The following is a 25,846-nucleotide window of genomic DNA, read 5'->3' as shown; positions in this document are numbered from 1 at the left end:
TTAGGCTGGGAGCCGTGCCCGACGCGCGATCCCGCCCCGCCCTTCCGCGCCCGCTGCTTCCCCTGTGGGCCGCGGTCATCGCGGCGGCGGCCGGCGGTCTGGCGCTGACGACGGCGTTCCCCGGGCTGGCCTGGTGGCCGATGGTGTTCGTCGCGATCCCGCTGACGCTCGTGAGCCTGATCGGCCGCCGAGCGTGGAGCGCGGTGCTCGTCGGCTTCGTCTTCGGCCTGGCGTTCTTTCTCGTGAACGTGTCGTTCACCGCCCGCTACCTGGGCCCCGTGCCGTGGCTCGCCCTGTCGATCTTCGAAGCGGCGCTGACGGCCGCTGCGGCGGTGCCCATCGCCCTCGCCTACCGATGGCTGCCCCGCGTGCGCAACGGGGCCTGGGCCCGCCTGGTGGCGCTCCCGGCCCTCGTGGCGGCGCTGTGGGTGCTCCGTGAGCAGCTCTTGGGAACGTGGCCGTACGGCGGCTTCCCGTGGGGACGCGTGGGCATCACGCAGGCCGACAGCCCGCTGGCGTCGGTCGCGTCGTGGGTGGGCGTGGCGGGCTTGTCGTTCCTGATCGTGATGGCCTGCGCATCGGCGGTCGAGTGGGCACGCCTCGGACGACTGCGCGACTGGCGCACGCCGCTGCCGGCGATGCTCGTCGTCGTGGTGCTGTTCGCCCTCCCGCAGTTCCCGACGACGGATGCCGGCACCCTGCGCGTCGCCGCGGTCCAGGGCAACGGCCCCGCAGGGTACTTCGACCAGCGCGGCCGCAACGACGTGCTGAACGCTCAGCTGCAGGCGACGGCGCCGCTGTTCGGCGAGGACGTGGACGTCCTGCTGTGGCCCGAGGGCGGCGTGGACTCCGACCCGACGATGAACGAGGGCACGGCTCGCACGCTCGACAACCTCGCTGCCCGCATGGACGCGCCGCTCATCGTCGCAGCGGTGACGCAGCGAGGCGACGAGTACTTCAACTCGTCGCTGCTGTGGGAGGAGGATGCCGACAACCCGGTCGACGTGTACGACAAGCGGCATCCCGTGCCGTTCGGGGAATGGGTTCCCGACCGTGCGTTCTACCGGCTGTTCGCGCCGGACCTCATCGACCTGATCCAGCGCGAGTACACGCCCGGCGGAGCGCGCCCGTACTTCGACGTCGACGGCGTGGGAGTGGGGCTCGCCATCTGCTTCGACGTCATCTACGACGACGTGATCTGGGATGGCGCGCAGGACGGCGCCGAGGTGTTCATGTTCCAGACCAACAACGCGGACTTCCGCGGCACCGACGAGAACCTCCAGCAGCTCGCCTTCGCGCGCATGCGCGCGGTCGAGACCGGACGCTCGGTGGTGAACATCTCGACCGTCGGCACGAGTCAGATCATCGCGCCGGACGGCTCAGAGATCGCCGGCCTCCCCGCCGACACCGCGGGGCGCATGCTCGAAGACGTGCCGCTGCGCACCGGCCTCACTCCGGCGGTCTTCGCGGGCGGCGCCATCCAGCTGCTGCTCGTGTGGGGCGGGGTCATCGGGCTCGTGGCGGTGGGCGTCCTGGGTCGCCGGCGCAACGCGAAAGCGCCGGCCCCCGAGGGGACCGGCGTCGCAGAGATCGACTGAGCGTCAGGCGGTGAGCTTCGCGGCGTCTTCGCCGCCGCGGCGTGCCCGCAGGTACGCGAGGCGCTCTTCGAGGAGCTCTTCGAGCTCGGGGATGGTGCGGCGCTCCAGGAGCATGTCCCAGTGGCTGCGAGGGGTCTTGTCGCCCGAGTGGTCGACGGTGGCCGTGCCGTCGCCGACGCGCAGAAGCGCCTCGGCACCGCACGTGCGGCACTCCCAGGCCGGGGGCACCTCGGCGTCGGCCGCGAAAGTCAGGGTCGTGTCACGTCCGCAGGACGAACACGTGTAGATGTGCTGTGCACGCTCATGGAAAACGACGCCCTCTTCGCTCTGTAGGCTCTGGGCGCCGAGTCGGATGCCGCGCAGGCTGCGGTCTGCCATTTTGTGGTCCTCTCGTCGCTGTACAGGTATAACGAAGCGACCTGTGCGGATCATCCGAAGGAGGGGGGTTCGTCGACCTTTCACAGTGGATGCACAGCGGGGCCGGCCACCCGTCACCCTCGTGTGCTAAGACAGCGCGTCGAGTGCGATGTCGGCGCGGTCGGTGACGATGCCGTCGACGCCCATCCCGATGAGCCGGCGCATGTCGTCGGGGGCGTTCACGGTCCACACGTGCACCTCGACGTCGTGGCGATGCGCCGCCGCGATCAGCCGCGGCGTGACCACCCGGATGCGTCCGCGACGCTCAGGCACCTGGAGCGCGTCCACGCCCGCGAGCGCCCGGGCGACGAGACGGTCGGAGCGCGCTGTGACGGCAGCGAGGACCCGAGCGATCGTGCGGGTTCCGCCGGAGGTGGCGGGACGGATGCCGCCGCCCTTCGCCGCGGCCGCGTCGAGGGCTCGGCGCCGGCGGTCGTCGGAGAAGCTGGTCACGAGCACCCGGTCGGCGAACGGCGCGACCGCCGTGCCGACCGGGACGGCGGCATCCTCCGCCTTCACGTCGAGGTTGAAGCGCACCGTCGGGAACGCGTCGAGCGCCTGCTGGAGGGTGATGAGACCGCCACGCTCGGCCATCAGCTGCTCGAGCTCGGTCAGCGTGACGTCGGCGATCCGGCGGGGGTCGCCGGTCACGCGCGAGAGGTCCTCGTCGTGGAACAGCACGACGACGCCGTCCGCGGTCAGGTGGCAGTCGGACTCCACATACGGCGCTCCCGCGGAGTGTGCGGCGGCGACGGCCGCGAACGAGTTCTCGGCGATGCCCTCCGCCGCCGCCTCCGGCATCACCAGACCGCGATGCGCGAGCACGCGCGGCGGGGTGATGCCGCGGAACCACGGGTGGGTCACGAAGAGGGAGCGGTTCCCGCGTCGGGATCGTCGGATGCCGGCGGCGCGGGCGGTGCGCCGAGTCCGGGCGTGGCCGTCTGCTGCGCCGCGGTCGCGATGTCGTCGGCGGCCGTCGCCGCCTCGCGCGCGGCCGCCACCGCTTCGTCGGCGGTGGTGCCGGTGCGCGCCGCAGAGGCCGGTGTGCCGAGCGAGGACGCCGTCGTGGTGCTTCGCGGACCGGCGGGCACCCGGCCGCCGAACGCCTCGCCGATGCCCTTGAGCGCCTCGGTCAGCTCGCTCGGGATGATCCACAGCTTGCTCGACGGGCTCTCGGAGATCTTCGGCAGGGTCTGCAGGTACTGGTAGGCCAGCAGCTTCTCGTCGGGGTCGCCGACGTGGATCGCGTTGAACACCATCTCGATGGCCTGCGCCTCACCCTGTGCGCGCAGCACCGCGGCCTGCTTGTCGCCCTCGGCGCGGAGGATCTCGGCCTGCCGGCGGCCCTCGGCCTCGAGGATCTGCGACTGCTTCGAGCCTTCGGCCGTGAGGATCGCGGCGCGGCGGTCGCGCTCGGCGCGCATCTGCTTCTCCATCGAGTCCTGGATCGAGATGGGCGGGTCGATCGCCTTGAGCTCGACACGGGACACGCGGATGCCCCACTTGCCGGTCGCCTCGTCGAGCACGACGCGCAGCTGGCCGTTGATCTCGTCGCGGCTGGTGAGCGCCTCTTCGAGGTTCAGGCCGCCGACGACATTGCGGAGCGTCGTGGTGGTCAGCTGCTCGACGGCGCCCAGGTAGTTGGCGATCTCGTACGTCGCCGCCCGGGCGTCGGTGACCTGGAAGTAGACGACGGTGTCGATCGAGACGACGAGGTTGTCTTCGGTGATGACGGGCTGCGGCGGGAACGAGACGACCTGCTCGCGCATGTCGATGAGGGGCCGCAGCCGGTCGATGAACGGCACCAGCAGGTTCAGACCGGGCGTGAGGGTCTTGTGGTAGCGGCCGAGACGCTCGACGACGCCGGCGGTGGCCTGCGGAACGATGCGGATCGAGCGGAAGATCACGACCAGCACGAAGATGAAGACCGCGATCGCGAGGATCCACCCGATCGTGGTGGGGATGACGGAGTCGTTCACAGGCGGGGCTCCTCGGGGTGTGGGGGAGTGATCGCTTCGGCGACGCGCACGACCGCAGTCGCCCCGTCGATGCGGCTGACCAGCACGCGCGTGCCGGGTTCGAGTTCGCCGCCTTCGGCGCGGGCTGTCCAGACGTCGCCGTTGGCGAGCTTGACCTGCCCGGAGTGGGCGCCGACCGTCGAGACGACGAGTCCGCCGATGCCGATGAGGGCGTCGACGTTCGACGGCGTCGGATCCTCGCCGCGACGCAGGCGTCGCAGCAGCGGCGGACGCAGGAACAGGATGAGCAGGGCTCCCGCGACCGCGGCGATGATGACCTGCAGCCACACGGGGGCGCCGAGCAGGTCGGCGGCCAGGCCGGCGAGTCCGCCGATCGACAGCATCAGGAACGTGAAATCGAGCGTGAGCATCTCGATGACGAGAAAGACCAGGATCAGGACGAGCCAGCCGATCCACGCCCATTGCTCGATGGTCTGGATGAGCTCCACGGTGCGCCTCCTCTTGCCTCGAACCTAGCAGGTAGGGTCGTTGCGTGACTGAGTCAACCCACCCGACTTCCACCCCGATCCCTGCTGGTTCGCTGAGCGGCAAGACCGCCCTCGTCACCGGCTCGTCACGAGGCATCGGCGCCGACACCGCGCGCTACCTCGCCGAGGCCGGCGCGAACGTCGTCATCAACTACCGCAACAAGGCGCCGCGGGCCGAGAAGCTCGCTGCGGAGCTGCGCGAGCTCGGGGTGCAGACGCTCGTGGTGGGCGCGGATCTCACCGACGAGGCATCCGTCCAGGCGATGTTCGAACAGGTCCGCGACACCTTCGGGGGGCTCGACGTCCTCGTGCTCAACGCGTCCGGCGGCATGGAGTCCGGAATGGCCGAGGACTACGCGCTGCAGCTGAATCGCGACGCCCAGGTGCGCGTGCTCGAGACGGCGCTGCCGCTGCTGGGCGAGGGCTCGCGCGTGGTGTTCGTCACCAGCCACCAGGCCCACTTCATCCGCACCACCCCGACGATGCCCGAGTACGAGCCCGTCGCTCTGTCGAAGCGCGCCGGCGAGGACGCCCTGCGCGAGCGCATCCCCGCTCTCACCGAGCGCGGCGTCGAGTTCGTCGTGGTGTCGGGCGACATGATCGAGGGCACGATCACCGCGACTCTCCTCGAGCGCGCCAACCCCGGCGCCATCGCCGCCCGTCGTGAGGACGCCGGCAAGCTCTACAACGTGTCGGAGTTCGCGGCCGAGGTGGCTGCGGCCGCCTACGAGCCGGTGCCCGCCGACAACACGCGGCTGATCGGCGACGTGTCGTCGTTCGGAGAGGCGTGACCGATGCGCGCCACTGACATCGAGACGCTCATCGCGGTCTCGCGGCCCGACATCGCGCCCGACGGGTCGTTCGCGGTCTTCGCCACCTCACGCCCCGACATCGCCGCGAACCGCGGCGTGGGGCAGGTGTGGCGCGTGGACCTTCCGGACGGCGCGCCGCGCCGCCTCACCCGCGGCACCGCGGACGGCTCACCGAAGCTGTCGCCCGACGGCACACGCCTGGCGTTCGTGCGCGGCGATGCGAAGGGCAAGCCCCAGGTGCACGTGATCCCCGCCGCCGGCGGCGAGCCGGTGCAGGCGACAGACGCGAGCCTCGGGGTCGAGGAGTACGCATGGTCGCCCGACGGCGCCTCCCTCGCCTTCCTCGCGCGCGTGCCCGAGAAGGGTCGGTACGGCAGCGTGGAGGGATTGGATGCCGCAGCCGAATCGCCGCGTCGCATCACGGGCATCCGCTGGCACGCCAACGGGCTCGGGTACATCGGCGACCGTCCGTCGCACGTGTTCGTCGTCGCCGCGCCGGATGTGGACGCCGAGCCGTTCTACGAGCCGGCGGCCGCCGTGCGCCCGGACGACGCTCCGGTGCCGAAGAAGACCGTCGTGGCCGCAGAGGCGCGACAGCTCACCGACGGCACGACCTCGCACGGGGGACTCGTGTTCTCTGCGGACGGCTCCGAGCTGCTCACCGCGACGGACGACATCGAATCGGCGGTGCGCGACCTGCGCACGCGCGTCGTCGCCGTCGCGGTCGACGGATCGGGCGAGCGCGAGGTGCTCGCCTTCGACGCCGGGCTGTCGGTGTTCGACATCGCGGTCGCCGACGACGGCACCGTCGCGTTGCTGGGGCACGAGGTCGGCGACGGGCGCGACTTCATCGCACCCGGCGTCGGCCTGTTCCTCCTCGGACCCGAGGGGCCGCGTCGACTCACCGACGTCGACGAGGTGTACCTCGGCGAGGGGCACCTGAGCGCTTCCGGCGACGACTTCCTCGTCCACGACAGCACGCGCGGCCGTGTGCGCCTGCTGCGGGTGTCGCGGGACGGCGCCGTAGCGGAGGTGCTGGGCGGCGACCTCGAGGTCAGCGGGCACGCCGCGGCCGGCGAGCGCGTGGTGGCCGCCGTGGCCCGGCCCGACTCGTTCGGCGAGCTGATGCTCGTCGACGGCGGGACGACGCGCACCCTGACCGACTTCGGAGCCGGGGCCGCGGCATCCGGCATCGCGATCCCACGCGAGCTCACCGTGACCGGTCGCGACGGCTACCCCGTGCACGGCTGGGTGGCCGCGCCCGAGGGCGAGGGGCCGTTCCCCGTGATCCTGCAGATCCACGGCGGGCCGTTCGCCTCGTACGGCGTGCACCTGTTCGACGAGACACAGGTGCTCGTCGATGCCGGGTACGCCGTCGTCTACTCGAACCCCCGCGGTTCCGCGGGCTACGGCCCCGCGCACGGCCGCAGCATCCGCCAGCAGATGGGCACCGTCGACTTCGCCGACGTCATCGACTTCTTCGAGGGCGCGATCGCGTCCGACGAGCGGCTCGACGGCGAGCGCGTCGGCGTGCAGGGCGGCTCGTACGGCGGCTACCTGACGGCCTGGGTGATCGCGCACGACCACCGGTTCGCCGGCGCGATCGTCGAGCGCGGCTTCCTCGAGCCCGTGTCGTTCCAGGGGACCAGCGACATCGGGTCGTTCTTCGGCGACGAGTACGTCGGCGTGTCGGCCGACGATATCGCCCGCCAGAGCCCGATGGCTGTGGTGGGGCAGGTGAAGACGCCGACGCTCGTGATGCACTCCGAGCTCGACTTCCGCTGCCCGCTCGAGCAGGCGACCCGCTACTACACCGCGCTCAGGCGCCAGGGCACCGAGGCCGAGATGCTGGTGTTCCCGGGCGAGAACCATGAGCTGACCCGGTCCGGACAGCCGCGGCATCGCGTCGAGCGCTTCGACGCCGTGCTCGACTGGTGGGCGCGGCACCTGCCGGTCGGCTGACGCCGCGAACGCGAGAGGCCCCGGGAGCTCGCGCTCCCGGGGCCTCTCGCGTTCAGTCCCTGATCAGAGGTCGCCCTTGAAGGTGAAGGCGCGCACGATGTTGATGATGCCGAGGACCACGAGCGAGATGCCCAGGATCCACCACAGGACGATCGTGCCCCAGACGGGCGAGAAGAGGACGATGATACCGGCGATGATGCTCAGGATGGCGAAGAAGATCGACCAGCCCTTCGACGCGGCGTCACCCAGCGTCGACAGCGCGACGATGCCCTCGACGATCCACAGGATGCCGACCAGGATGCCGATGAACAGCAGCAGGTAGGCGCTCGACGCGGTCAGGTTGAAGAGGGCGATGACACCGGCGATGATGAACAGCACGCCCAGGACGATGTGGCCGACACGGGCCCACCCGCCCTTGGTCTTGGAGAAGATGCCGAGTCCGGCGTAGACGAGACCCGCGGCGATGGCGTAGATCGCGATGATGGCGGTGACGACCGCGAAGGTCTTGCCCGGCCACACCAGGATCAGGATGCCGACGATGAGTGCGAGGACGCCGCCGATGCCGAGCGCCGTGCGGATTCCGTTGACGGCCGACTTCTCGGCCTCGGATGCGGTGGACATGAGAGGTGCCTTTCTGAGAGTTTCCTGAATGGAATGCGGCTAAAGCTTAGACCCCGCATCGAACATGTGGGCTTCGACGGGCCGCGGGGTGTAAAACATCGAGCATGGCCGTCATCTCCAGGGGATTCGGCGCACGGCGCCGCGACACCGACCCGCACCTGCCTCCGGGGCAGTATCTGACCGAGGATTTCCCCGTGCTGTCGGCCGGACCGACGCCGCGCATCGACACCGCCGACTGGCGCTTCGGGATCCGCACCGAGGCCGGGACGGAGGTGTCGTGGACGTGGGACGAGTTCCTCTCCCTGCCCATCGAGGACGTCCACACAGACATCCACTGCGTGACCCGGTGGTCGAAGCTCGGCACGTCGTGGCGCGGGGTGTCGCTCGATACGCTGCTCGATGCCGTCGACACCGATGCCTCGTACGCGATGGCGCACTCGTACGGCGGCTACACGACGAACGTCCCGCTCGACGAGCTGCGAGACGGGCAGGCGTGGGTGGCGTTCGAGTTCGACGGCGAGCCGCTCGACCCCGAGCACGGCGGGCCGGCGCGTCTGCTGGTGCCGCACCTCTACTTCTGGAAGAGCGCGAAGTGGGTGCGCGGCCTCACGCTCATGGACCAGGATGAGCCGGGGTTCTGGGAGCAGAACGGCTACAACATGCACGGCGATCCCTGGACCGAGGAGCGATATTGGTGACGGTCGGCGGCTGGCGGTCCGCGCGGGTCGCCGAGGTCGCTGACGTCACCCCGTCGGCCCGCATCCTGCGCGTCACCGTGCCCGGCTGGCCGGGAAGCGATGCGGGCCAGCACGTCGACATCCGGCTCACCGCCGAGGACGGCTACCAGGCCGTGCGGTCGTACTCGCTCGGTTCGTACGGGGCGTCCGACACGATCGAGCTCGCCGTCGACGAGATCCCCGAGGGCGAGGTGTCGCCGTATCTCGTGCGGGACGTGCTCCCGGGCGACGAGCTGGAGGTGAAGGGCCCGCTCGGCGGCTACTTCGTGTGGCGGCCCGGGGGAGCGGAGCCCGTTCAGCTCATCGCAGGCGGCTCGGGCGTGGTCCCGCTGGTCGCGATCGCGCGGGCGGCGAAGGATGCCGGGGCTGCGGCATCCCTTCGTCTGCTGTACTCCGTGCGCACCCAGGAGGACGCGATATATCGCGACGAGCTGGAACGGGACGCGGCCGACGGGGGAGTGGCGGTCACCTGGCGCTATACGCGTGCCGCGCCTGACGGCTGGCAGGGGAGCGTCGGCCGGATCGACGCCGACGCCCTGCGCGCAGCCGTGTGGCCGCCCGAGCAGCGGCCGATCGTGTACGTGTGCGGTCCGACGGGGTTCGTCGAGCACGTCGCCGACGCGCTGGTTGAACTCGGCCACGCACCGGAGCGGATCAAGACCGAGCGGTTCGGAGGCGCATGATGCGGGCAGACAACGCGACGAGCACGGTGGACGGCAACGCCGCTGCCGGGATGCTGTGGGACGTGTTCGGGGCGGACGTCACGGCCCTCGTCGGGGTGTGCGGCGGATGCGGCGCAGCGGCGCCGTTCGCCGAGACGGTCGTCGAGCTCGACGAGTCGGCGGCGATCGTCCGCTGCCGCTCGTGCACGCACACGCTCTTCACGGTGCTGCGTGACGACGGCGGAACGCGGCTGATCCTGGGTGCGCTGCACGAGGTCGTGCGGGACTGAGCGGCGCCGGGGGAGTCACCCGAGCAGCAGGGTGACGATGATGAGCACCGGCACGCACCCGATCGTGGTGAGGAAGACGGTGTCGCGCGAGATGGTCTCGCCGATGTCGTAGCGCTGCGAGTAGTTGAAGACGTTCTGCGCCGTCGGCAGCGCCGCGAGCACCGTGACCACCAGCACGTCGTGCGCGCTCAGACTGAAGACGAACTCGGCGACCGCCCATGCGATGAGCGGCATCGCGACGAGCTTCAGCGTGGTGGCGAGCACGATGTCGCGCCGACGCCCCGACGGGCCGAGCACCCGCTGCCCGTGCAGTGAGATCCCATACGCGATCAGCAGCACCGGCACGCACGCGTTGGCGATGAGCAGTGCCGGCTGCAGCACGACCGGCGGCAGGTCGATCCCGAGGACCGAGACGAGCGCGCCCAGTGCCGAGCCGAGCACGAGGGGATTGGTGGCCACCCGCACGACGGAGCGCCAGAGCGACGTGCGGGCTGTCGTGACGGCATCCAGGATCGCCATCGTGACGGGCGTGAACACCAGCAGCTGCAGGAGGATCACGGGCGCCGGATACGCCGCGCTGCCCAGCAGATACAGCGACAGCGGGATGCCGATGTTGTTGGAGTTGACCTGGCCGGCACTGAGGGCGCCGATGACCGTCTCTCCGACGGACCGCCGGAACGCGAATCGTGCGATGAGCGCATACGCGACGATGACGGCCACCGCGGCGATCGCCGACACCGGCAGCAGCGACGAGAACAGCGTGTGAACGTCCGCCTGCGACAGCACCGTGAACAGCAGGAACGGCGACAGCACGAAGAACGTCAGCCGCGCCAGGACCGGTCGCGCGTGCTCGCCGAGCAGGTCGATGCGGCCGAGGATCCAGCCCACCAGGATCGCGACGCCCACCACGACGAACCCGGTGAGCGACTCCAGCATTCTTCGAGCCTAGAGAAACCGTTCCCTGGGCGTGAATCGTGCGTCGGCGTCTGTCAGACTGGCTCGCCGGGCAGACAGGCCCGTGGTGAACAGACAGGAGAGTCCGATGCCTGAACCACGTGATCGTGCGACCCGCAAGGCCGATCTCGTCGCCGCGCTGACGGCGCCCGCCGCAGACGTGTGGGTGGCGACGGCGTCCGTCGACGGCGGACCGTACCTGGTGCCGCTGTCATTGGCATGGATCGACGAGCGCGCAGTGATCGCGCTGGCTGCGTCCTCCGTCACGGCGCGCAATCTCGGCGCGGCTGGTGTGGCGCGCCTCGCCGTCGGGCCCACGCGTGACGTCGCGCTGCTCGACGTCGAGCTGGAGCGCTCCGTGGGCGTCGATGAGGACGCGGCGCTCGGCGAGGCGTACGCCGCTCAGGCGGACTGGGATCCGCGCAGGCTCGACGGTTATGTGTACCTCGTGCTGCGGCCGACGCGCATCCAGGCGTGGCGCGAGTCGAACGAGCTCGCCGGTCGCGTGCTGATGCGCGACGGTTCGTGGGTCGTCTGACGACCGCGTGATTCTGCGTCGCTGTGGCGCAGTTCGTGACGCCGGTGCGGTGCAGTGTGCGCTGAGTTGGTGGATGCCGGCGGCCGGGCCCTACTGGAATGTTGCGCTGAGAGGGGCCTTCAGAAGGGGCGGCAAGGTTGATTGGGAATCGCCGATAATGCACATTATGTCAACTCGCGTGAGGCGTCGTTTCACGGCGCGGTGCGAACCTCCTCTCCGCCGTACGGCGAGCTTCCGCGCCGGCGTTGTCGAATCCTCGTTCGTCGGACGCAGTCGTGGCGCGCCTGCGGATCCCACAGCCCGGTTGCGTACGGCTGTCGCGCCGCATCGTCGCCGACAACAGGATGAACCGGATCCAATTGAGCGGCATCCGAGCCCGCGGACACCGTGCCCACCTCTCTCTCTGCCGCACGCGGCTCATCAGCCGTCCTGCCTCGACCGCTCCGCGAGGTCACTGCGGCGTGCCCGACCGATCAGGTGACTCCCCCGCTCTGGACGCGTCACACGTTCGCTTCGGCTCGCTGAGACTGCGAATTCTGTTCGACTGCGACACACGCCCTTGGGTTGGCCGACGGTGATGATTCGGCTGCAACAGCGAAATACGCTACCCATCTATCGTACATATATACTAAACTGCCAGTATGCAGAGCGCCACGTCTCGCCCCATGGAGCGGGTCGCTGACGTGTTCGTGCTGCGGGAGATGTTCCTGGATGCGGAGGCCGAGCAGTTCGAGGCGAATCGGCGTGCGGCGCGGCAATGCGAGCACCTCGCAGACGTGCTGGAGTTCGTACGCGTCCACCCCGCGCTCTACGTGAATGCGGACTTCGTTCCGCGCCGCGCTGACCGTGAGATGGCCCCGTTGGGTGGCGACGCGGCTCTGGCTGAGCGATGCGCTGTGCTGGAGGCGTCTTCGCGGCTGCGGCTCACCGAAGGCGAGGTTCGATCGTCGGCCGCGATAGCCGCGCAGGCGCGAGACGAGCTGCCACGCGTGTGGCAGGCGGCTCGGGACGGGCTGATCTCGATTCCTCACGTGAAGGCGGTGGTGGCGCAGCTGCCGGCGTTCGCAGAATGCCCGGCTGAAGTCGCCGCGTTCGACGAGCTGCTGCGCGAGGTCGCTGTTTCTGCGACGGTCGCGGCAACGCGCCGGCAGGCGCGGGTGGTCGCCGATCGGCTCACGGCTCGAACGCGCACGCAGCGCCATGCGGATGCGTTCGCGAGGCGCACCGTCTACGTCGAGGACGTCGCCGACGGGATGTCGTGGGTGTATGGACTGGTCGCCACCGAACGTGCGCACGCGATCGACCGCGAACTCACACTGACGGCCAAGCATCTGCCCGTGGTGGAGCGCGACGGGCGCACAACGGAGCAGATCCGTGCGGACCTCTTCGCGGACCTTCTTGCCGGTGGAGAGGCGACGACGGTGAAGGCCAAGGTGCTGGTCACCGTGCCGCTCGACCGGCTCTCCCCCGTCGCACGCTCCAGCGTCCGCGGCGCGGGCGCACGCCCAGGCGTGGTGGGGCTGGACCTGAACAGCGAGTGCATGATCCCCGGTGTCGGGCCGATAGATGACGCGACCGCCCGTCAGCTGCTGCTGGACGCGGGGGCGTTCACCCGCGTGATCACGGATCCCGTGACCGGCGTGATCCTCGACATGGACCGTCGCGCCCGCATCGCGACGCGTGCGCAGCGCGAGTGGCTCGCGCTCGTTCACGGCACCTGCGCCCGCGACGGGTGCGAACGCCTCGCGCTCGACGCCGACATCGACCACCACTGCCCGTACCACGGCCCCGGCCGCGGCGAGACCGACATCGGCAATCTCGATCCGCTGTGCGACCCCGACCATGCACTCAAAGACACCACCATGCTCCGGCATCACCGACGCAACGACGGCACCGTCGAGGTGGAGTTTCCAAGCGGCCACCGGACGCGGCATCCCTTCGCCGGGCTGACTGAGCGCGTCCGCGCCATTCTCGACAATCTGCCCGACCCGGCCGACACTCCACCGTTCTGACCAGTCGTCGACCGCGCGCGGGGATCGGCCCTCCACCGTCTCTCCCCAGAGAGCTGCAGCAGGAGCCTGTGTCAGGCTGGACGGATGCGTGCGGTCATACTCGGCGGAACAGGTGCGATCGGCGCTGCGACGGCTGCCCGGCTGGCCGGCGCGGGATGGACGGTCGACGTCACCGGGCGCTCCCCCGGGTCGATGCCGGACGAACTCATCCGTGCGGGCGTGCGGTTCCACGCGATCGACCGCAGCGACACCGCGGCGATCGAGCGGCTCGTCGGCGCCGGTGCGGAGCTTCTGGTCGACCTCCTCGCCTATCGCGCCGCCGACGCGCGGGCGCTGCTCCCCGTACTGACGGCGATCCGCTCCCCCATCGTGATCTCGTCGCGTGCCGTCTACGTCGACGCGCAGGGCCGGCACATCAACGGCGACGAGGCCCCGCGCTTCGTCGTTCCCCTGGCGGAATCGAACCCGACCCTGCCGCCGGCCGAAGACGACGTCGATCCGTACACCCGCGAAGGCTACGCGCCCTCCAAGGTCGCCGTCGAACGCGTCCTGCTCGACAGCGGGCTGCCGGTCACCGTCATCCGCCCATCGAAGGTCCACGGCCGGTGGGCGCGCAACGCCCGTACGCGCACCTTCGTCGAGAGGATGCTGCGCGGCGACGACGTCATTCCGCTCGCCCGGCTCGGGGAGTCCGTCGATCACCTCACCGCCGCCGACAACACGGCCTCGCTGATCGAGACCGTCGCCGGAGCGCCCGCCGCGCGCGTGCTCAACAGTGCGGATCCGGACGTCCCGACCGCCGCCGAGATCGTGCGCTCGATCGGAGATGCGCTCGACTGGCACGGCCAGATCGAACTCCTGTCCGGCGACGATGAGCGCGGTGCGAATCCGTGGGCGGCTCTGCACCCGATCGTGCTGGACACGTCGGCGTCGGAGCAGCTCGGCTATCGACCCGTCGGCCGTGGCGTCGACCTGATCGCCGCCGAGGCTCACTGGGTGGTCTCGACGCTGTGACGATCGGTGACATTGTGGAGATGGCCGAGAACGACTCCCGCACGCTGCTCGTCGTCCTCGCGCTGCCCGAGCCGCTCGCCGTAGGACAGACCGTCGACCGCCGTGCGTGGCCGGCGCACGTCACCCTCGCCTCGAACTTCGTGGTTTCGGAACCGAGCGAGGTGGTGGTGCGAGTCGTGACGCGCGCATGCGCCGTCGAGCCGCCACTGGTGCTGCGCTTCGGCGATCGCGCCTGGTTCGGCCCGCTGCACGACATCCCTGTGCAGCTCGTGGAGTCGCCGCAGATCGTCGCCTTGCACGAGCGCCTGGCTGATGCGCTCCACGGACTCGCGGGGTTCGCCGTCGATGCTCCCGCGTACTGGCGCGACGGGTACCGCCCGCACATGACGCACGTTCCCGGCGTGTCGACAGCGTCCGGCACGAGCGTGCGGCTGCCGTTCATCGCCATCGCGAGCATGACCGGGAGGAGCGCCACCGTCATCTCGGCGCTCGAGTTGGGGAAGGATGCCGGCGGCACCTGACTGCGCGGCGGGCTAGGCTCGCGGCGTGGTCGACCCGATGCACTTCGACGGCATGGCCGACGCCTACGGCGCGGCGCGCCCGCCCTATCCTGACGCGCTGTGGCGGGACGTGCGGGCCAGCGGGCTCCTGCGTCCGGGGCGACGCGCGCTGGACCTCGGTGCGGGGAGCGGCGAGGCGACCCGCGTGCTCGGCGCGGCCGGCATGGAGGTGACGGCGGTCGAGCCGGGGGCGAACCTCGCAGCGGTCCTCGCGCGCCGGCTTCCGGAGGTGACGGTCGTGCGGTCACGGGCGGAGGAACTCAGCTTGGCCCCCGCGACGTTCGATCTGGTGGTCGCGGCGACCGCGATCCACTGGATGGATCTGGATGTCGTCCTGCCGCTGGTGCGACGCGCGCTGAAGCCGGACGGGCGATTGATGGTGTGGCGCAACGTGTTCGGCGACGCCGAGGCACCGGTGACGCCGTTCCGCCGAGCGGTGCAGGCGATCGTGGCGCGGCGCACCACCACGCGTCCCGGCAACGCGGAAGACGCCGACGCGGCGGCGCAGCGGATCGCCGATTCCGGGCTGTTCGCCGTCGACCCCGTGCACCGATACCGCTGGTCGATCGAACTGACCGAGGAGCAGATCCGCGCACTGTTCGCCACGTTCAGCGACTGGACGCAGGAAGAGGCAGGTGAGGCGGCGTCCGCGGCCGCGGCTCTCGGCGGCGCAGTCACCGAGCACTACACCTCCTGGCTCATCGTCGCGCGCCCGGCCTGAGCAGGCTGGCGCCCCGGCTCGACCGGACGGCCGGGACCGCGGCGCGGCGTCGTGCTTGGCCCGAGCTGCCGCAGTCGCTTCAGCCGACGGCCGTTCGGCAGATGGGCGCACCACCAGCCGCATCGCGGCGATGGTTACCCCGGCGGTCGGTGCCACGTGAGCGAATAGCGCCACAGCGCGTACTGTCGCCAGCGCACACCCGGCAGCACCCTGGCCGCGCTCTCGCGAACCTCGGCATAGGTGTGCGGTGGTGGCCAGACCGTGGGCGCTGAGTGCTCCCACAGGTTGCGGGTCCGGACGTAGTACTGATGCTGCGCCACACCGGCCAGGCCGCGCAGCCGGTCGCCGAGCGACGCATCCGCGGCGAGCCCGATCACGACAAGGACGCCGCCGGGCGCCGTGAGCTCGCGCAGCCGTCGGAGCGCGCCGTGGAGGTCGCTGAAGTGGTGGAGGGTCGCGATGGATGCCACGACATCGAAGCTCCGGCCGAAGTCATGCGACATCACGTCAGCACACGTCCACGCGATGTCGTCGCCGTGCTCCGCGGCCGCTTCGGACAGGACCGTCGCGTCGACGTCGACGCCCGTGACATCGGGCAGGCGATCCCGGAGGTCTCGCGCGAGCATGCCGTTCCCGGTCCCCACGTCGAGCGCCGACGTCGCCCCGGCCGGGATCGCGTCGAGCACGACGCGGTGGAAGTGGATGTTGTGGTTCCACCGAGGCGCATCGGGACGAGGCATCCACTCTCTCCTCAGCCGGTGATCGCCGCCGCGGCGATCGAGGCCAGCAGGTGATCCCGCGACTCCTCGTGCGCCGTGATCGTGACGACCGACGTGGCGGCGTCGTCGATCACGACGTACTGACCGTACTTGCCGTCGAGGCGCCAGCAGGCGGCGGGGCCCTGCCAGACGGCGAGCGCGTAATGCGACGACGAGCCGCCGTAGGGTGTCGCGACCCAGTCGTCGTGCATGCGATCGACCCACTCGGCGCTGACCAGCTGCGTGACGCCCCATCGCCCGCGGTCGCGCAGCACGCGGCCGATCCGGGCGAGCTCCTCGGTGCGCAGCTCCAGCCCGCTGCCGCCGACGATCCAGCCCTGCGGGCAGCGATGCCACTGCGGATTGTGGATGCCGAGAGGGTCGAACAGCCGCGGCATGAGCCAGTCGCGCACATCGCCGACGAGAACGCCCAGCAGCCGCATCGCGGTGTACGTGCTCGCGTCGCTGTACTGGAACGTCGTGCCCGCGCCCGAGGAGGGGCGTCGCAGCATCTCCTGGGCGAGGTCCGGCCATGGCACGGGCTGGTCGCCGAACCATTCGAAGTCGATGCCGCTGGTCATCGTCAGCAGGTGCCGCACCGTCACGCGATCCACGTTCTCGCCGAGCTCGAACGTCGGCAGCAGCTCACCGACGGTCGTCTCGAGAGAGAGGATGCCGGCATCCACGGCCATCCCGACGGCCAGGGCGCAGACGCCCTTCGACGCCGAGTAGATGTTGACGCGGTCGTCGCTGCGCCAGCGATGCTGTGCCTCGTCGTCTCCCACTCGGACGTGGACGCCGTAAGCGCCCAGGTCCGCGGCGTCGATGTCGCGGACGATGGTCTCGAGGACGTCGGAGGCGCTCACCCCAGCAGTCTGGCAGAGCGTCGGCTCACAGAGACCCGACGAGGATCGACTCCACGACCTCATGCGTGGCCGAATGGTCGGGGAACGCCCCGAGTTCTCCGGCGTAGAGCAGGTGCGCACTACCGATGAGTGCGAGCGCAAGGGCAGCCACATCGGCATCCCGTCGGATCCAGCCGACCTCGCGTCCTGCCGCGAGTACGTCCATGACGACCGCGGTCGCGTCCATCAGCAGCGGGATCCCGTATGAGCCGGGCGAGCGTACACGGCGACGCACCTCGTCCCGGCTGATGACGAGCGCGACGAGCGCCCGGGTCGTCGGCGTGAAGACCTGCTCGACGACATCGGTCACGGCATCGACCGTCGATCCGGCGGAGCGGGGCTCGATCGAGCGGATGCGCGCTGCATCGTCGGTGACCAGCGCCGCGAGGTAGGCATCGAAGTCTGCGAAGTGCCGATGCAGCACACCCTTGGCCACTCCGGCTCGGTCGGTCACCGACCGACTTGTGAGACCACCGGTGCCTTCGGCGGCGAGGATGCGCCGACCCGTCTCCAGCAGCATGCTGCGCGCGTCTTCGAGTGCTCTCCCCGTCGGCACGACAAGTTCCTTTCAAGTGGGCGCGTGCCCATTTAGAGTGGGCACATGGTCACTTTACCCTCACAGCCTCACGATCACCGTGCGATCGCCGAGGGCTTCGGTTCCGATGCTGCACGGTACGACCGTGCACGCCCGCAGTACCCGACGGCGCTCGCCGACGAGGTGCTCGACGGGTTGTCGGGCCGCCGCGTCCTGGATGTGGGCATTGGCACCGGCATCGCGGCCCTGCCTTTCCTGCGGGCGGGCTGCGACGTGCACGGCGTCGAACCCGACGAGAGGATGGCCGAGATCGCGCGTGCTCGCGGCATCTCCGTCGATATCGCTCGTTTCGAGGAATGGGACGCCCCCGGTCGGCGCTTCGACGCCGTCATCTCAGGTCAGAGCTGGCACTGGATCGAACCGGTCGTCGGCGCACAGCGCGCCGCTGCTGCATTGGTAGACGGCGGACGCATCGCGCTGTTCTGGAACGCGGGGGACCCTCCCCGCGAGATCGCGGCCGGATTCGCCGAGGTCTATCGCTCGGTCGAGACCGGACTGCCCTTCACACCGTTCGCGAGCGACGCCTCGGCCGCGGAGGGCTATGGCAGGTTCGTGGATGCCGCGGCCGAGGGACTCCGGGCGGCCGGCGCTTTCCGCACCCCGCGGCCGCTGCGGATCACATGGTCGGCGCACGTCACACGGGAGGCCTGGCTCGATCAGGTGCCGACGTCCGGTGGACACGACAGCATCCCGCCGGAGTCGCTCGAGCGGCTGCTTCAGGGCATGGGTTCGGTGATCGACCGGGCCGGCGGGGCCTTCGAGATGGCGTATACGACCGTCGGCCTGCTGGCCGAGCGTGCACCGCGCGAATGACGTCCTCCCCAGACAATCCTCTTCTGAGAGACTTCCGGGATGCCGCACCGTGACACCCTCGCGCGACTCTGGCCCGCCTCCGCCGTTCGAGCGCGCGCCGGAGACCTGGAGCTGCGCTGGATCGACGACGACCTGCTCCTCGAACTCGCGGAGATCGCCGGGCGCGGCATCCACTCTCCCGAGGCCATGCCGTTCGAGCATCCGTGGACGCGCGGCACCGCCGACGAGGTCGCGCGCAGCGTGCTCACCTACCAATGGAGCCTGCGCGGCAACGTGTCGCCGCAGGCGTTCGTGCTCGAGTTCGCGGTCATGCACCGCGGCGCGCCCGTGGGCGTGCAGGGGCTGACGGCCAAGGACTGGTCCGTGCTGCGGACGGTGCAGAGCGGCTCGTGGCTCGGCCGGGAGCATCAAGGCCATGGCATCGGGTCGCGCATGCGGGCGCTGGTGCTGCATCTGGCCTTCGAGGGCTTCGGCGCCGTTGCGGCGACCTCGGGTGCGTTCGCCGACAACGCGGCGTCGAATGCGGTCTCGCGCCGCCTCGGGTATGAGGCCGACGGATCGGAGCTCGTGGCGCGGGAGGGTGTCGCCGTGCGGCACAACCGCTACCTCATGACGCGGGAGCGCTGGGAGTCGCTGCGCACCTCGCACGCGGCCCTCCTCGGCGCCCCTGTCGAACTCGAGGGGGTCGAGGCTATCCGGACCCCGACCGACGCCTGAACGCAGAAGTGGGGCGGGCGCCCCCGAGCGCCCGCCCCACGTGCTGTGCGTCAGAGTCCGGCGGTGTCGTCCGGCGTGCGCGTCGAACGGCGCACGACTCGCTCGTCTCCGGCGGGATCCACTGCCGTGTGCGTCACCACGTCGGACCGACGGCGACGCATCATCAGGACGATGCCGACAAGGAAGATCACGACGCCGGCGCCCATCAGGATGTAGCCGATCATGTCGAGGTTGACCCAGTCCACCTGAACGTTCAGCGCGAACGCCAGGATGGCTCCGATCGCGAACAGTACGATTCCTGCTCCGATACTCATGCGAAGCTCCTTTCCGGAGTGCTCCTCAGCCCTCCCCGGGCCTGGGGACGGGGTTGTCCCGGGTACCAGGCTGGTCGATCCCGCGGTTCCGCCGGGAGGGGCTTGACAAGTGGATGCCGCGACCCCTCCTGCCCGGTGACTACGCTTTAAGGGTGCACAGCCTGTCCCGCCCCGCCGCGAGGGGGCCGGGGATGCGGGCATGGATCATCTGGACCGTCGGGGTCGCCGCGTACGTGCTCGCGATCACGAACCGCTCTTCGCTCAGCGCCGTCGGCGTGGACGCCGCGGCCCGGTTCGACGCCGACGCCGCGACGCTGTCGCTGTTCGCCGTCGTCCAGCTCGCCGTCTACGGCGGCATGCAGATCCCGATCGGCGTGCTGCTGGACCGGTATGGCGCCCGGCCGATCATGACGATCGGGATGCTGCTCATGGCGGTGGGCCAGCTCACCATGGCCGTCTCGCCCAGCGTCGGAGTGGCGATCCTCGCACGCATGCTGCTCGGTGCGGGTGACGCGGCCGTCTTCCCCGGCGTGCTGCGCCTGATCGCGACGTGGTTCCCCGCACAGCGGGGTCCCATCATGGTGCAGCTCACCGGCATCGTCGGGCAGACGGGTCAGCTGGTCGCCCTAGTGCCCTTGGCTGCCCTGCTGCACGCGACGACATGGTCCATCACGTTCGGAAGCATCGCGGGGCTCGGCGTGCTGTTCGCCGTGCTGGTGTTCCTGCTCATCCGCAACCATCCGCCCGACCGCGACGAGGACGTATCCGTCGACACCGACACCGGTGCGATCCGGGTCGTCACCTCGGCCGTCGACACCGGTGTCGGCATCCGCGCCGCGTGGGCGCACCCCGGCACGAGGCTGGCGTTCTGGTCGCACTTCACCACGCCGTTCGCGGGTACGGCGTTCGTGCTGCTGTGGGGCATGCCGTTCCTCACCGCCGGCGAAGGGCGCAGCACGGCAGAGGCCGCGTCGATCATGTCGCTGTACGTCGTGGTCGGCATGGCGCTCGGCCCCATCATGGGCGAGCTCTCACGCCGGGTGCCGCACCTGCGGTCGCGTGCCCTCGTGCTGCCCACGGTCGTGGTCCAGGCGCTCGCATGGCTCGCGGTCATCGCGTACCCGGGGCCGGCGCCGCTGTGGCTGTTGCTCGTGCTCGCGGTGGCCCTCGCGACCGGCGGTCCGGCATCCATGATCGCCTTCGATCACGCCCGCACGCACAACCCTTCGCACCGCCTGAGCACAGCCACGGGGGTGACGAACGCGGGAGGGTTCCTGGCGGCGCTCGTCGCGATCCTCCTCATCGGACTCGCCCTCGACCTGCAGGGCGCGGGCACGCCCGCGACGTACAGCCTGGACGCTTTCCGCATCGCGTTCCTCATGCAGGTGCCGCTGTGGGCGCTCGGGGGGACCTTCATCGTCATCGAGCGCAAGCGCACACGGATCCGGCTGGGCATCGACCCGCCGCGCGCGCCGCGACGACAGCGCGGCTGATCCGCCAAGATACTCACTTGTCCGATCCTCTCGTCGTCGCACCCGAGGTGCGGGCGGCCGTCGCGAACGGCGAACCGGTGCTCGCACTGGAGTCGACGATCTTCACCCACGGGCTGCCGCGCCCGCGCAACATCGACGTCGCGCTCGAAGCCGAGGCGCGCGTCCGCGCGCTCGGCGTCGTGCCCGCGACGATCGGCCTCGTCGACGGCAGGCCGACTGTCGGCCTGACGCCCGACGAGATCGAGCAGCTCGGCACGGCTGACGGCGTGGTCAAGGCGAGCGTGCGCGACGTGCCGGTGGCAGCGGTGAAGGGGCTGAGTGCGGGGACCACGGTCGCGGCGACGGCCTTTCTCGCGGCGCGCGCGGGCGTGCGGGTGTTCGCGACCGGCGGCCTGGGCGGCGTGCATCGTGGTGCCGCCCAGACGTTCGACGAGTCCGCCGACCTTCCCGCGCTCGCGGGGCTGCCGCTGGTGGTGGTGAGCGCCGGAGTGAAGTCGATCCTCGACATCCCGCTCACCCTGGAGCGCCTCGAGACGCTCGGTCTTGCGGTGGTCGGCTACCGCACGACCGACTACCCGGGCTTCTACGTGGCCGATTCGGGTCACGACATCGAGTACGCGGTCGACTCCCCCGCCGAGATCGCCGCGATCGCGCGCACGCGCGACGAGCTGGGTATCGCGTCGACCCTTCTCGTCGCCAACCCGCTCGCCGTCGAGCGGCAGCTGGATCCGCGCGAGCACGACCGCGTGCTGCGCCGAGCGCTCGCGGCCGCCGAGGCCGACGGCATCGCCGGGCACGACACCACGCCCTTCCTTCTCGACTACTTCCAGCGCGAGACGGCCGGTCGCAGTCTCGACGTCAACGTCGAGGTGTACCGCGGCAACGTCGACCTCGGCGCCCGCATCGCCGCCGCCCTGTCGGCCGTCTGATGCTCGTCGTCATCGGGGACCTCGTCGCCGATCTGATCGTGCTCGGCGGAGCGGCCCTGGAGCGCGGCACCGACAATCCCGCCGAGGTGCGCCTCACGCGGGGCGGCAGCGCGGCGAACGTGGCCGCGGCGGCCGGGCCGCGGCATCCCGTCCGTTTCGTCGGCCGCGTCGGCGACGACACCCTCGCCCACGCGCTCGTCGCCGAGCTGGAGTCTGCCGGCGTCGAGGTGCGGGTGCAGCGCGCTGGTCGCACCGGTTCGATCGTCGTGCTCGTCGATGCGGTGGGCGAACGCACGATGATCACCGACCGCGGCGCCGCGGCCGAGCTCGATGCGATCGACCCGGCATGGCTGCGCGGCGCACAGTGGGTGCACATGCCGCTGTACGGGTTCGCGGTGCCGCGTTCACGCCGCGCGCTGATGGATGCCGCGGCTCGGGCGGCTGCCGACGGTGCGCGTGTGAGCGTCGATCTGTCGAGTGTCGCGACGATGCGCGGCCTCGGCGATGTCGTGCTCCAGAGGATCCTCGACGACGTGCGCCCTGACGTCGTGTTCGCGAACGACGACGAGTCGCGGGTCGCGGCCGAGCTCCGGATCGAGATCCCCGGCGTCTACGTCGTCAAGCGCGGTCCGCGTCCCGTCCGCGTCACGGTGGACGGAGTCTCGTCCGACGTGCCCGTCGAGGGTGTCGACCGCGTGATCGACTCGACCGGGGCGGGTGACGCGTTCGCCGCCGGGTGCCTCACTGCGGCGCTGGCCGGCGCCGATGCGTACGAGAGCGCCCGGGCGGGCAGCGTGCTCGCGATGAGCGCGCTGCGGCGTCCGGGCGCCCTGTGACGACGGCTCTCAGGCCTGCAGCCGCTCCAGCACGCGCTCGATGTCGTCGATGAACTCGTTGTAGCCGGCGATCGTGGCGGCGACCTGCTCGTCGGTGAAGTCGGACCGGTCCTGTCGGATCGTCAGAACGGTGCCGTCGGTGGTCTCTTCAAGGTCGAACAGCACCGGAAGACCCGTGTCGTCGCCCGGCTGGTCGGTGAGCGTCATGGACAGGTGCGACGGCGGCTCCACCACCTTGTACTCGCCCGCCCAGTCGATGCGGTTGCCGTCCGGCAGGTGCATCACGGCGCGGAACTGGCCGCCGGGTCGCACGTCCATCGTGAGGGTCTCTTGCGGCACCTCGACCGCGGCGGTGCCGAACCACACGGCGAAGTGCTCGGGCTTGATGAGGGTCTCGAACACCAGCTCGCGGGGTGCCCGCAGGGTGCGGGTCACCGTGAAGTACTCAGTCATGGTCGTTCTCCTTGTCGTTCGTGCGGGGGTCGTTCTCAGGTGTGGTGGCGCCCAGCTGCTGCAGGGCGTTGAGGTACTGGTCGAGCGCGGTGAGGCTGTCGTCCCAGAATCTCGCGTAGTCGCCGATCCATGCGGATGCGGCCGCCAGCGGCCGTGCGTCGAGCTGGGCGGGGCGGTACTGGGCGGTGCGGCCGCGCGTGACGAGCCCGGCCTCCTGCAGCACGCGCAGGTGCTTCGACACGGCCGCGAAGGTCATGTCGAACGGCTCGGCGAGCTCGCCGACGGTCGCTTCACCCTCGCTCAGTCGGGCGAGGATGGCGCGTCGTGTCGGATCCGCCAGTGCCGCGAAGGTGCGGCTCAGGGTGTCGGTCATGACTCACCTCGTATTCAACTGATCAGTACAGTACTACCTGGTTGAATACGTGTCAACACCCTGGGAGGAGCGGTGTCGGCGGGTCGCGTTACGGTGACGGCATGGCTCGCGTGATCTTCTACACCGCCACCACGCTCAATGGCTTCCTCGCCGACGACGAGGACTCGCTGGACTGGCTGTTCTCGGTCCCCGGCGGCGAAGGAGGCGATGCCGACTTCCACGAGTTCCTCGCCGGCATCGGCGTTCTGGTCCAGGGCTCGTCGACCTACCGCTGGGTGCTCGAGCACGAGGACCTCGTGGCGCATCCCGAGAAATGGCCTTCGTACTACGGTGATCGGCCGACGTGGGTGTTCAGCAGCCGGGATCAGCCGATCGTCCCAGGCGTCGACATCCGCTTCGCATCGGGCGACGTGGCCGAGGTGTGGCCGCAGATCCGTGACGCCGCCGACGGCAAGGACGTGTGGGTCGTCGGTGGCGGCGATCTCGCGGGCCAGTTCGCTGACGCCGGACTGCTCGACGAGATCCGCGTGTCCGTCGCGCCCGCCACGCTGGCATCCGGCAAGCCGCTGCTCCCCCGCGCGCTCGGCGCGGATCGCCTCGAGCTGACGGCCGTGCGACAGGCCGGTGCGTTCGCCGAGCTCACCTACCGCGTGACCGCGGCGCCCCAGGACTGAACGCGTCGACGCGTCAGACCGACGGGGCGATCGAGGTCCAGCCGCCGCCGAACTTCGGCTCCCGGCCGTCGCCCGAAGAGGTGCCGGTGAGCCGCCGGCGCACCCACGGCCCGACGTGCTCACGGTAGTAGGCCGCACCTCGCGTGCCCGTGGGCGGCAGCGGCGGAAGGGACCACCACTCCGGGTGCGGGGCGAGTCCCAGCGCGTCGAGCACGCGCGCCGCGACGCGGTGATGCCCTCTGGAGTTCATGTGCAGTCGGTCCTCGGACCAGAACGGCGGCGTCGCCAGTTCGGCATCGAACCAGTTGTACGCGCGCACGACGTCCGGGCGTGACGCGAGGTGCGCCTCGACGGCGTGCGACAGCAGGTCGCCGCGACGCTGGATGAGTCGCCGCATCGGCAGCTGACCGGACGGGTTGGCACCCGACAGCACGATGAGCTGCACGCCCTCCTCGTCGCAGCGGCGCAGCACCGTCTCGAACGCGTCGACGACGCCCGAGACGCTCGTGCGGGGGCGCAGCATGTCGTTGCCGCCGCCGTTGAAGGACAGGTGCGTGGGCTTCAGGGCCAGGGCCGGCTCGAGCTGCTGCTCGACGATCGGCCACACGAGCTTGCCGCGGATGGCCAGGTTGGCATACTCGACCGGCTCCCCCCGTGCATCCGCCCATCCCTGTGCGACGAGGTCCGCCCACCCGCGAACGTGTCCGTCGGGCAGCTCGTCCCCCACGCCCTCGGTGAAGGAGTCGCCGATCGCGACGTATCGAACGGATGCCACCCCTCCACCCTATGGCCGGGGCGGGGTGCTCCTCGCCGCCCCGGCGGCGTACGGTGGAGCCATGGCCCTGTTCGCCGACCGGCGGGCCGCGGGGCGCGTGCTCGCCGCACATCTGGAACCGTGGCGCGGAACGGATGCCGTCGTGCTGGGAATCGCCCGCGGCGGAGTGGTCGTCGCGGCCGAGGTCGCCGGGGCTCTCGGCCTCGAACTCGACGCCGTCGTCGTCCGCAAGCTCGGCGCCGCCGGCCAGGAGGAGTTCGCGGTCGGAGCGATCGCCGAGGGAGTGCGCATCGTGACGGCGGACGCCGTGCGCTGGGCGGGTATGACCGAGCACGACGTCGAACGCGTCGAATCCACCGAGCGCGACGAGCTGAGGCGACGCACCGATGCGTACGGCACGGGTCGTGCCACCCTCGCGGGGCGCACCGCCATCGTCGTGGACGACGGCGTGGCCACGGGTGCCAGCGCCGTCGCGGCGTGCCGCGCCCTGCGCCGCCACGAACCGTCGCGCATCGTGTTGGCCGTCCCGGTCGCGCCGGAGCGATGGATGCCGCCGGCCGATGCCGCGGACGAGTACGTGTGTCCGCACCGCGAGGCGGATTTCTGGGCGGTCGGGCAGTTCTACGACGCGTTCACGCAGACGAGCGACGAGGAGGTCGTGGCGCTGCTGCGGCAGCGCCACGACCTCCTCGGATGAAGGGACGCGTCAGCGCGACAGTGCGAAGCGCAGCGTGTCGAGGCCGACGCCGCCGATGTCGAGCGCGCGCTTGTGGAACTGCTTGATCGAGAACGCGTCGCCCTCACGCT

32 protein-coding genes are annotated in these 25,846 nt (G+C 70.6%); 18 read left to right on the top strand and 14 right to left on the bottom strand.

What is annotated here, in order from left to right; genetic code table 11:
- The first annotated feature begins 14 nt into the window (after positions 1-14).
- Positions 15-1,598, top strand: a complete 1,584-nt coding sequence (gene lnt, locus JNB62_RS09335) for an apolipoprotein N-acyltransferase (protein ID WP_220300614.1) — start codon at positions 15-17, stop codon at positions 1,596-1,598.
- 3 nt (positions 1,599-1,601) lie between these two features.
- Here lnt and JNB62_RS09330 read toward each other — a convergent pair whose 3' ends face one another.
- The 4 genes from JNB62_RS09330 to JNB62_RS09315 form a co-directional block, all read right to left on the bottom strand.
- A complete protein-coding gene (locus tag JNB62_RS09330; RefSeq protein WP_220300613.1) occupies positions 1,602-1,976 on the bottom strand; it encodes an RNA polymerase-binding protein RbpA in 375 nt (124 codons plus the stop codon).
- A 126-nt stretch (positions 1,977-2,102) separates the two neighbouring features.
- Positions 2,103-2,879, bottom strand: coding sequence for a glycerophosphodiester phosphodiesterase family protein (locus JNB62_RS09325; protein WP_220300612.1), 777 nt, complete (start codon positions 2,877-2,879; stop codon positions 2,103-2,105).
- Complete coding sequence (locus JNB62_RS09320; protein WP_220300611.1) at positions 2,876-3,994, bottom strand: SPFH domain-containing protein; 1,119 nt, start codon at positions 3,992-3,994, stop codon at positions 2,876-2,878. The genes JNB62_RS09325 and JNB62_RS09320 overlap by 4 nt, the downstream gene beginning before the upstream one ends.
- The gene (locus JNB62_RS09315) at positions 3,991-4,482 is read right to left on the bottom strand and encodes an NfeD family protein (RefSeq protein WP_220300610.1); all 492 of its coding nucleotides are present in this window, start codon (positions 4,480-4,482) and stop codon (positions 3,991-3,993) included. Before JNB62_RS09315 ends, JNB62_RS09320 begins: the two co-directional genes overlap by 4 nt.
- Positions 4,483-4,526: 44 nt before the next feature.
- On the opposite strand from JNB62_RS09315, the gene JNB62_RS09310 reads away from it, so the two are divergent.
- Complete coding sequence (locus JNB62_RS09310) at positions 4,527-5,312, top strand: SDR family oxidoreductase (protein WP_220300609.1); 786 nt, start codon at positions 4,527-4,529, stop codon at positions 5,310-5,312.
- Between the two features lie 3 nt (positions 5,313-5,315).
- Positions 5,316-7,295 carry an alpha/beta hydrolase family protein gene (locus tag JNB62_RS09305; protein ID WP_220300608.1) on the top strand — a complete coding sequence of 660 codons (1,980 nt, stop codon included), beginning with the start codon at positions 5,316-5,318 and terminating at the stop codon, positions 7,293-7,295.
- Between the two features lie 63 nt (positions 7,296-7,358).
- Here the strand turns inward: JNB62_RS09305 and JNB62_RS09300 are convergent, their stop codons facing one another.
- Positions 7,359-7,916 (bottom strand): HdeD family acid-resistance protein, encoded by a 558-nt coding sequence (locus JNB62_RS09300; protein ID WP_220300607.1) that lies wholly within the window; start codon positions 7,914-7,916, stop codon positions 7,359-7,361.
- A 104-nt stretch (positions 7,917-8,020) separates the two neighbouring features.
- Here JNB62_RS09300 and JNB62_RS09295 point away from each other — a divergent pair, with 104 nt between their 5' ends.
- From JNB62_RS09295 to JNB62_RS09285, 3 genes are read left to right on the top strand one after another with little or no spacing between them, the layout of a single operon-like run.
- Positions 8,021-8,614: a sulfite oxidase-like oxidoreductase gene (locus JNB62_RS09295; RefSeq protein ID WP_220300606.1), complete on the top strand. Its 594-nt coding sequence runs from the start codon at positions 8,021-8,023 to the stop codon at positions 8,612-8,614.
- A complete protein-coding gene (locus JNB62_RS09290; RefSeq protein WP_220300605.1) occupies positions 8,611-9,336 on the top strand; it encodes a ferredoxin reductase in 726 nt (241 codons plus the stop codon). The genes JNB62_RS09295 and JNB62_RS09290 overlap by 4 nt, the downstream gene beginning before the upstream one ends.
- On the top strand, positions 9,333-9,605 hold the full coding sequence (locus JNB62_RS09285) for a DUF6510 family protein (protein WP_223231051.1): 273 nt from the start codon (positions 9,333-9,335) through the stop codon (positions 9,603-9,605). Before JNB62_RS09290 ends, JNB62_RS09285 begins: the two co-directional genes overlap by 4 nt.
- Positions 9,606-9,620: 15 nt before the next feature.
- On the opposite strand, the gene JNB62_RS09280 is transcribed toward JNB62_RS09285, so the two are convergent.
- The gene (locus tag JNB62_RS09280) at positions 9,621-10,541 is read right to left on the bottom strand and encodes an AEC family transporter (protein WP_220300604.1); all 921 of its coding nucleotides are present in this window, start codon (positions 10,539-10,541) and stop codon (positions 9,621-9,623) included.
- Between the two features lie 106 nt (positions 10,542-10,647).
- On the opposite strand from JNB62_RS09280, the gene JNB62_RS09275 reads away from it, so the two are divergent.
- The 5 genes from JNB62_RS09275 to JNB62_RS09255 all read left to right on the top strand — a co-directional run bounded on the left by JNB62_RS09275 (position 10,648) and on the right by JNB62_RS09255 (position 15,404).
- The gene (locus tag JNB62_RS09275) at positions 10,648-11,097 is read left to right on the top strand and encodes a pyridoxamine 5'-phosphate oxidase family protein (RefSeq protein ID WP_220300603.1); all 450 of its coding nucleotides are present in this window, start codon (positions 10,648-10,650) and stop codon (positions 11,095-11,097) included.
- Between the two features lie 641 nt (positions 11,098-11,738).
- The gene (locus JNB62_RS09270) at positions 11,739-13,109 is read left to right on the top strand and encodes an HNH endonuclease signature motif containing protein (protein ID WP_220300602.1); all 1,371 of its coding nucleotides are present in this window, start codon (positions 11,739-11,741) and stop codon (positions 13,107-13,109) included.
- 84 nt (positions 13,110-13,193) lie between these two features.
- Positions 13,194-14,123, top strand: a complete 930-nt coding sequence (locus tag JNB62_RS09265; protein WP_220300601.1) for an NAD-dependent epimerase/dehydratase family protein — start codon at positions 13,194-13,196, stop codon at positions 14,121-14,123.
- Between the two features lie 20 nt (positions 14,124-14,143).
- The gene (locus JNB62_RS09260; RefSeq protein ID WP_220300600.1) at positions 14,144-14,644 is read left to right on the top strand and encodes a 2'-5' RNA ligase family protein; all 501 of its coding nucleotides are present in this window, start codon (positions 14,144-14,146) and stop codon (positions 14,642-14,644) included.
- Between the two features lie 25 nt (positions 14,645-14,669).
- Complete coding sequence (locus JNB62_RS09255) at positions 14,670-15,404, top strand: class I SAM-dependent methyltransferase (protein WP_220300599.1); 735 nt, start codon at positions 14,670-14,672, stop codon at positions 15,402-15,404.
- Positions 15,405-15,538: 134 nt separating this feature from the next.
- On the opposite strand, the gene JNB62_RS09250 is transcribed toward JNB62_RS09255, so the two are convergent.
- Genes JNB62_RS09250 through JNB62_RS09240 form a run of 3 tightly spaced genes read right to left on the bottom strand, consistent with a single transcriptional unit; the run spans position 15,539 to position 17,623 of the window.
- On the bottom strand, positions 15,539-16,144 hold the full coding sequence (locus tag JNB62_RS09250; RefSeq protein ID WP_220300598.1) for a class I SAM-dependent methyltransferase: 606 nt from the start codon (positions 16,142-16,144) through the stop codon (positions 15,539-15,541).
- 11 nt (positions 16,145-16,155) lie between these two features.
- Positions 16,156-17,028, bottom strand: a complete 873-nt coding sequence (locus JNB62_RS09245) for a serine hydrolase domain-containing protein (protein ID WP_308291766.1) — start codon at positions 17,026-17,028, stop codon at positions 16,156-16,158.
- A 25-nt stretch (positions 17,029-17,053) separates the two neighbouring features.
- Positions 17,054-17,623, bottom strand: coding sequence for a TetR/AcrR family transcriptional regulator (locus tag JNB62_RS09240; RefSeq protein ID WP_220300596.1), 570 nt, complete (start codon positions 17,621-17,623; stop codon positions 17,054-17,056).
- Between the two features lie 45 nt (positions 17,624-17,668).
- Between JNB62_RS09240 and JNB62_RS09235 the strand changes: the two genes are divergently transcribed.
- Together JNB62_RS09235 and JNB62_RS09230 are read left to right on the top strand one after the other, a co-directional pair.
- The gene (locus tag JNB62_RS09235) at positions 17,669-18,475 is read left to right on the top strand and encodes a class I SAM-dependent methyltransferase (protein ID WP_220300595.1); all 807 of its coding nucleotides are present in this window, start codon (positions 17,669-17,671) and stop codon (positions 18,473-18,475) included.
- Between the two features lie 39 nt (positions 18,476-18,514).
- Positions 18,515-19,192 carry a GNAT family N-acetyltransferase gene (locus tag JNB62_RS09230; protein ID WP_220300594.1) on the top strand — a complete coding sequence of 226 codons (678 nt, stop codon included), beginning with the start codon at positions 18,515-18,517 and terminating at the stop codon, positions 19,190-19,192.
- 50 nt (positions 19,193-19,242) lie between these two features.
- Here JNB62_RS09230 and JNB62_RS09225 read toward each other — a convergent pair whose 3' ends face one another.
- Entirely contained in the window at positions 19,243-19,506 is a 264-nt protein-coding gene (locus JNB62_RS09225) for a DUF6458 family protein (RefSeq protein ID WP_141894593.1), read from the bottom strand.
- A 191-nt stretch (positions 19,507-19,697) separates the two neighbouring features.
- On the opposite strand from JNB62_RS09225, the gene JNB62_RS09220 reads away from it, so the two are divergent.
- From JNB62_RS09220 to JNB62_RS09210, 3 genes are read left to right on the top strand one after another with little or no spacing between them, the layout of a single operon-like run.
- Positions 19,698-20,999, top strand: a complete 1,302-nt coding sequence (locus JNB62_RS09220) for an MFS transporter (protein WP_220300593.1) — start codon at positions 19,698-19,700, stop codon at positions 20,997-20,999.
- Between the two features lie 17 nt (positions 21,000-21,016).
- Positions 21,017-21,928: a pseudouridine-5'-phosphate glycosidase gene (locus JNB62_RS09215; RefSeq protein ID WP_220300592.1), complete on the top strand. Its 912-nt coding sequence runs from the start codon at positions 21,017-21,019 to the stop codon at positions 21,926-21,928.
- Positions 21,928-22,764: a carbohydrate kinase family protein gene (locus JNB62_RS09210; RefSeq protein ID WP_220300591.1), complete on the top strand. Its 837-nt coding sequence runs from the start codon at positions 21,928-21,930 to the stop codon at positions 22,762-22,764. Before JNB62_RS09215 ends, JNB62_RS09210 begins: the two co-directional genes overlap by 1 nt.
- Positions 22,765-22,773: 9 nt before the next feature.
- Here the strand turns inward: JNB62_RS09210 and JNB62_RS09205 are convergent, their stop codons facing one another.
- Positions 22,774-23,217: an SRPBCC family protein gene (locus tag JNB62_RS09205; RefSeq protein WP_220300590.1), complete on the bottom strand. Its 444-nt coding sequence runs from the start codon at positions 23,215-23,217 to the stop codon at positions 22,774-22,776.
- The gene (locus JNB62_RS09200; protein WP_220300589.1) at positions 23,210-23,590 is read right to left on the bottom strand and encodes an ArsR/SmtB family transcription factor; all 381 of its coding nucleotides are present in this window, start codon (positions 23,588-23,590) and stop codon (positions 23,210-23,212) included. The genes JNB62_RS09205 and JNB62_RS09200 overlap by 8 nt, the downstream gene beginning before the upstream one ends.
- Positions 23,591-23,691: 101 nt before the next feature.
- On the opposite strand from JNB62_RS09200, the gene JNB62_RS09195 reads away from it, so the two are divergent.
- Entirely contained in the window at positions 23,692-24,264 is a 573-nt protein-coding gene (locus JNB62_RS09195; RefSeq protein WP_220300588.1) for a dihydrofolate reductase family protein, read from the top strand.
- A gap of 13 nt (positions 24,265-24,277) precedes the next feature.
- On the opposite strand, the gene JNB62_RS09190 is transcribed toward JNB62_RS09195, so the two are convergent.
- Complete coding sequence (locus tag JNB62_RS09190) at positions 24,278-25,039, bottom strand: SGNH/GDSL hydrolase family protein (RefSeq protein ID WP_220300587.1); 762 nt, start codon at positions 25,037-25,039, stop codon at positions 24,278-24,280.
- A 61-nt stretch (positions 25,040-25,100) separates the two neighbouring features.
- On the opposite strand from JNB62_RS09190, the gene JNB62_RS09185 reads away from it, so the two are divergent.
- Positions 25,101-25,736 carry a phosphoribosyltransferase gene (locus JNB62_RS09185; protein WP_220300586.1) on the top strand — a complete coding sequence of 212 codons (636 nt, stop codon included), beginning with the start codon at positions 25,101-25,103 and terminating at the stop codon, positions 25,734-25,736.
- 9 nt (positions 25,737-25,745) lie between these two features.
- Here the strand turns inward: JNB62_RS09185 and JNB62_RS19180 are convergent.
- On the bottom strand, positions 25,746-25,846 hold a 101-nt coding region (locus JNB62_RS19180; protein WP_223231060.1), incomplete at its 5' end, for a DUF885 domain-containing protein.

Origin of the sequence: Microbacterium jejuense (assembly GCF_019511665.1) — a bacterium.
Taxonomy (GTDB): Bacteria; Actinomycetota; Actinomycetes; order Actinomycetales; family Microbacteriaceae; genus Microbacterium; species Microbacterium jejuense_A.
This window is presented reverse-complemented; position numbering and strand designations above follow the sequence as displayed.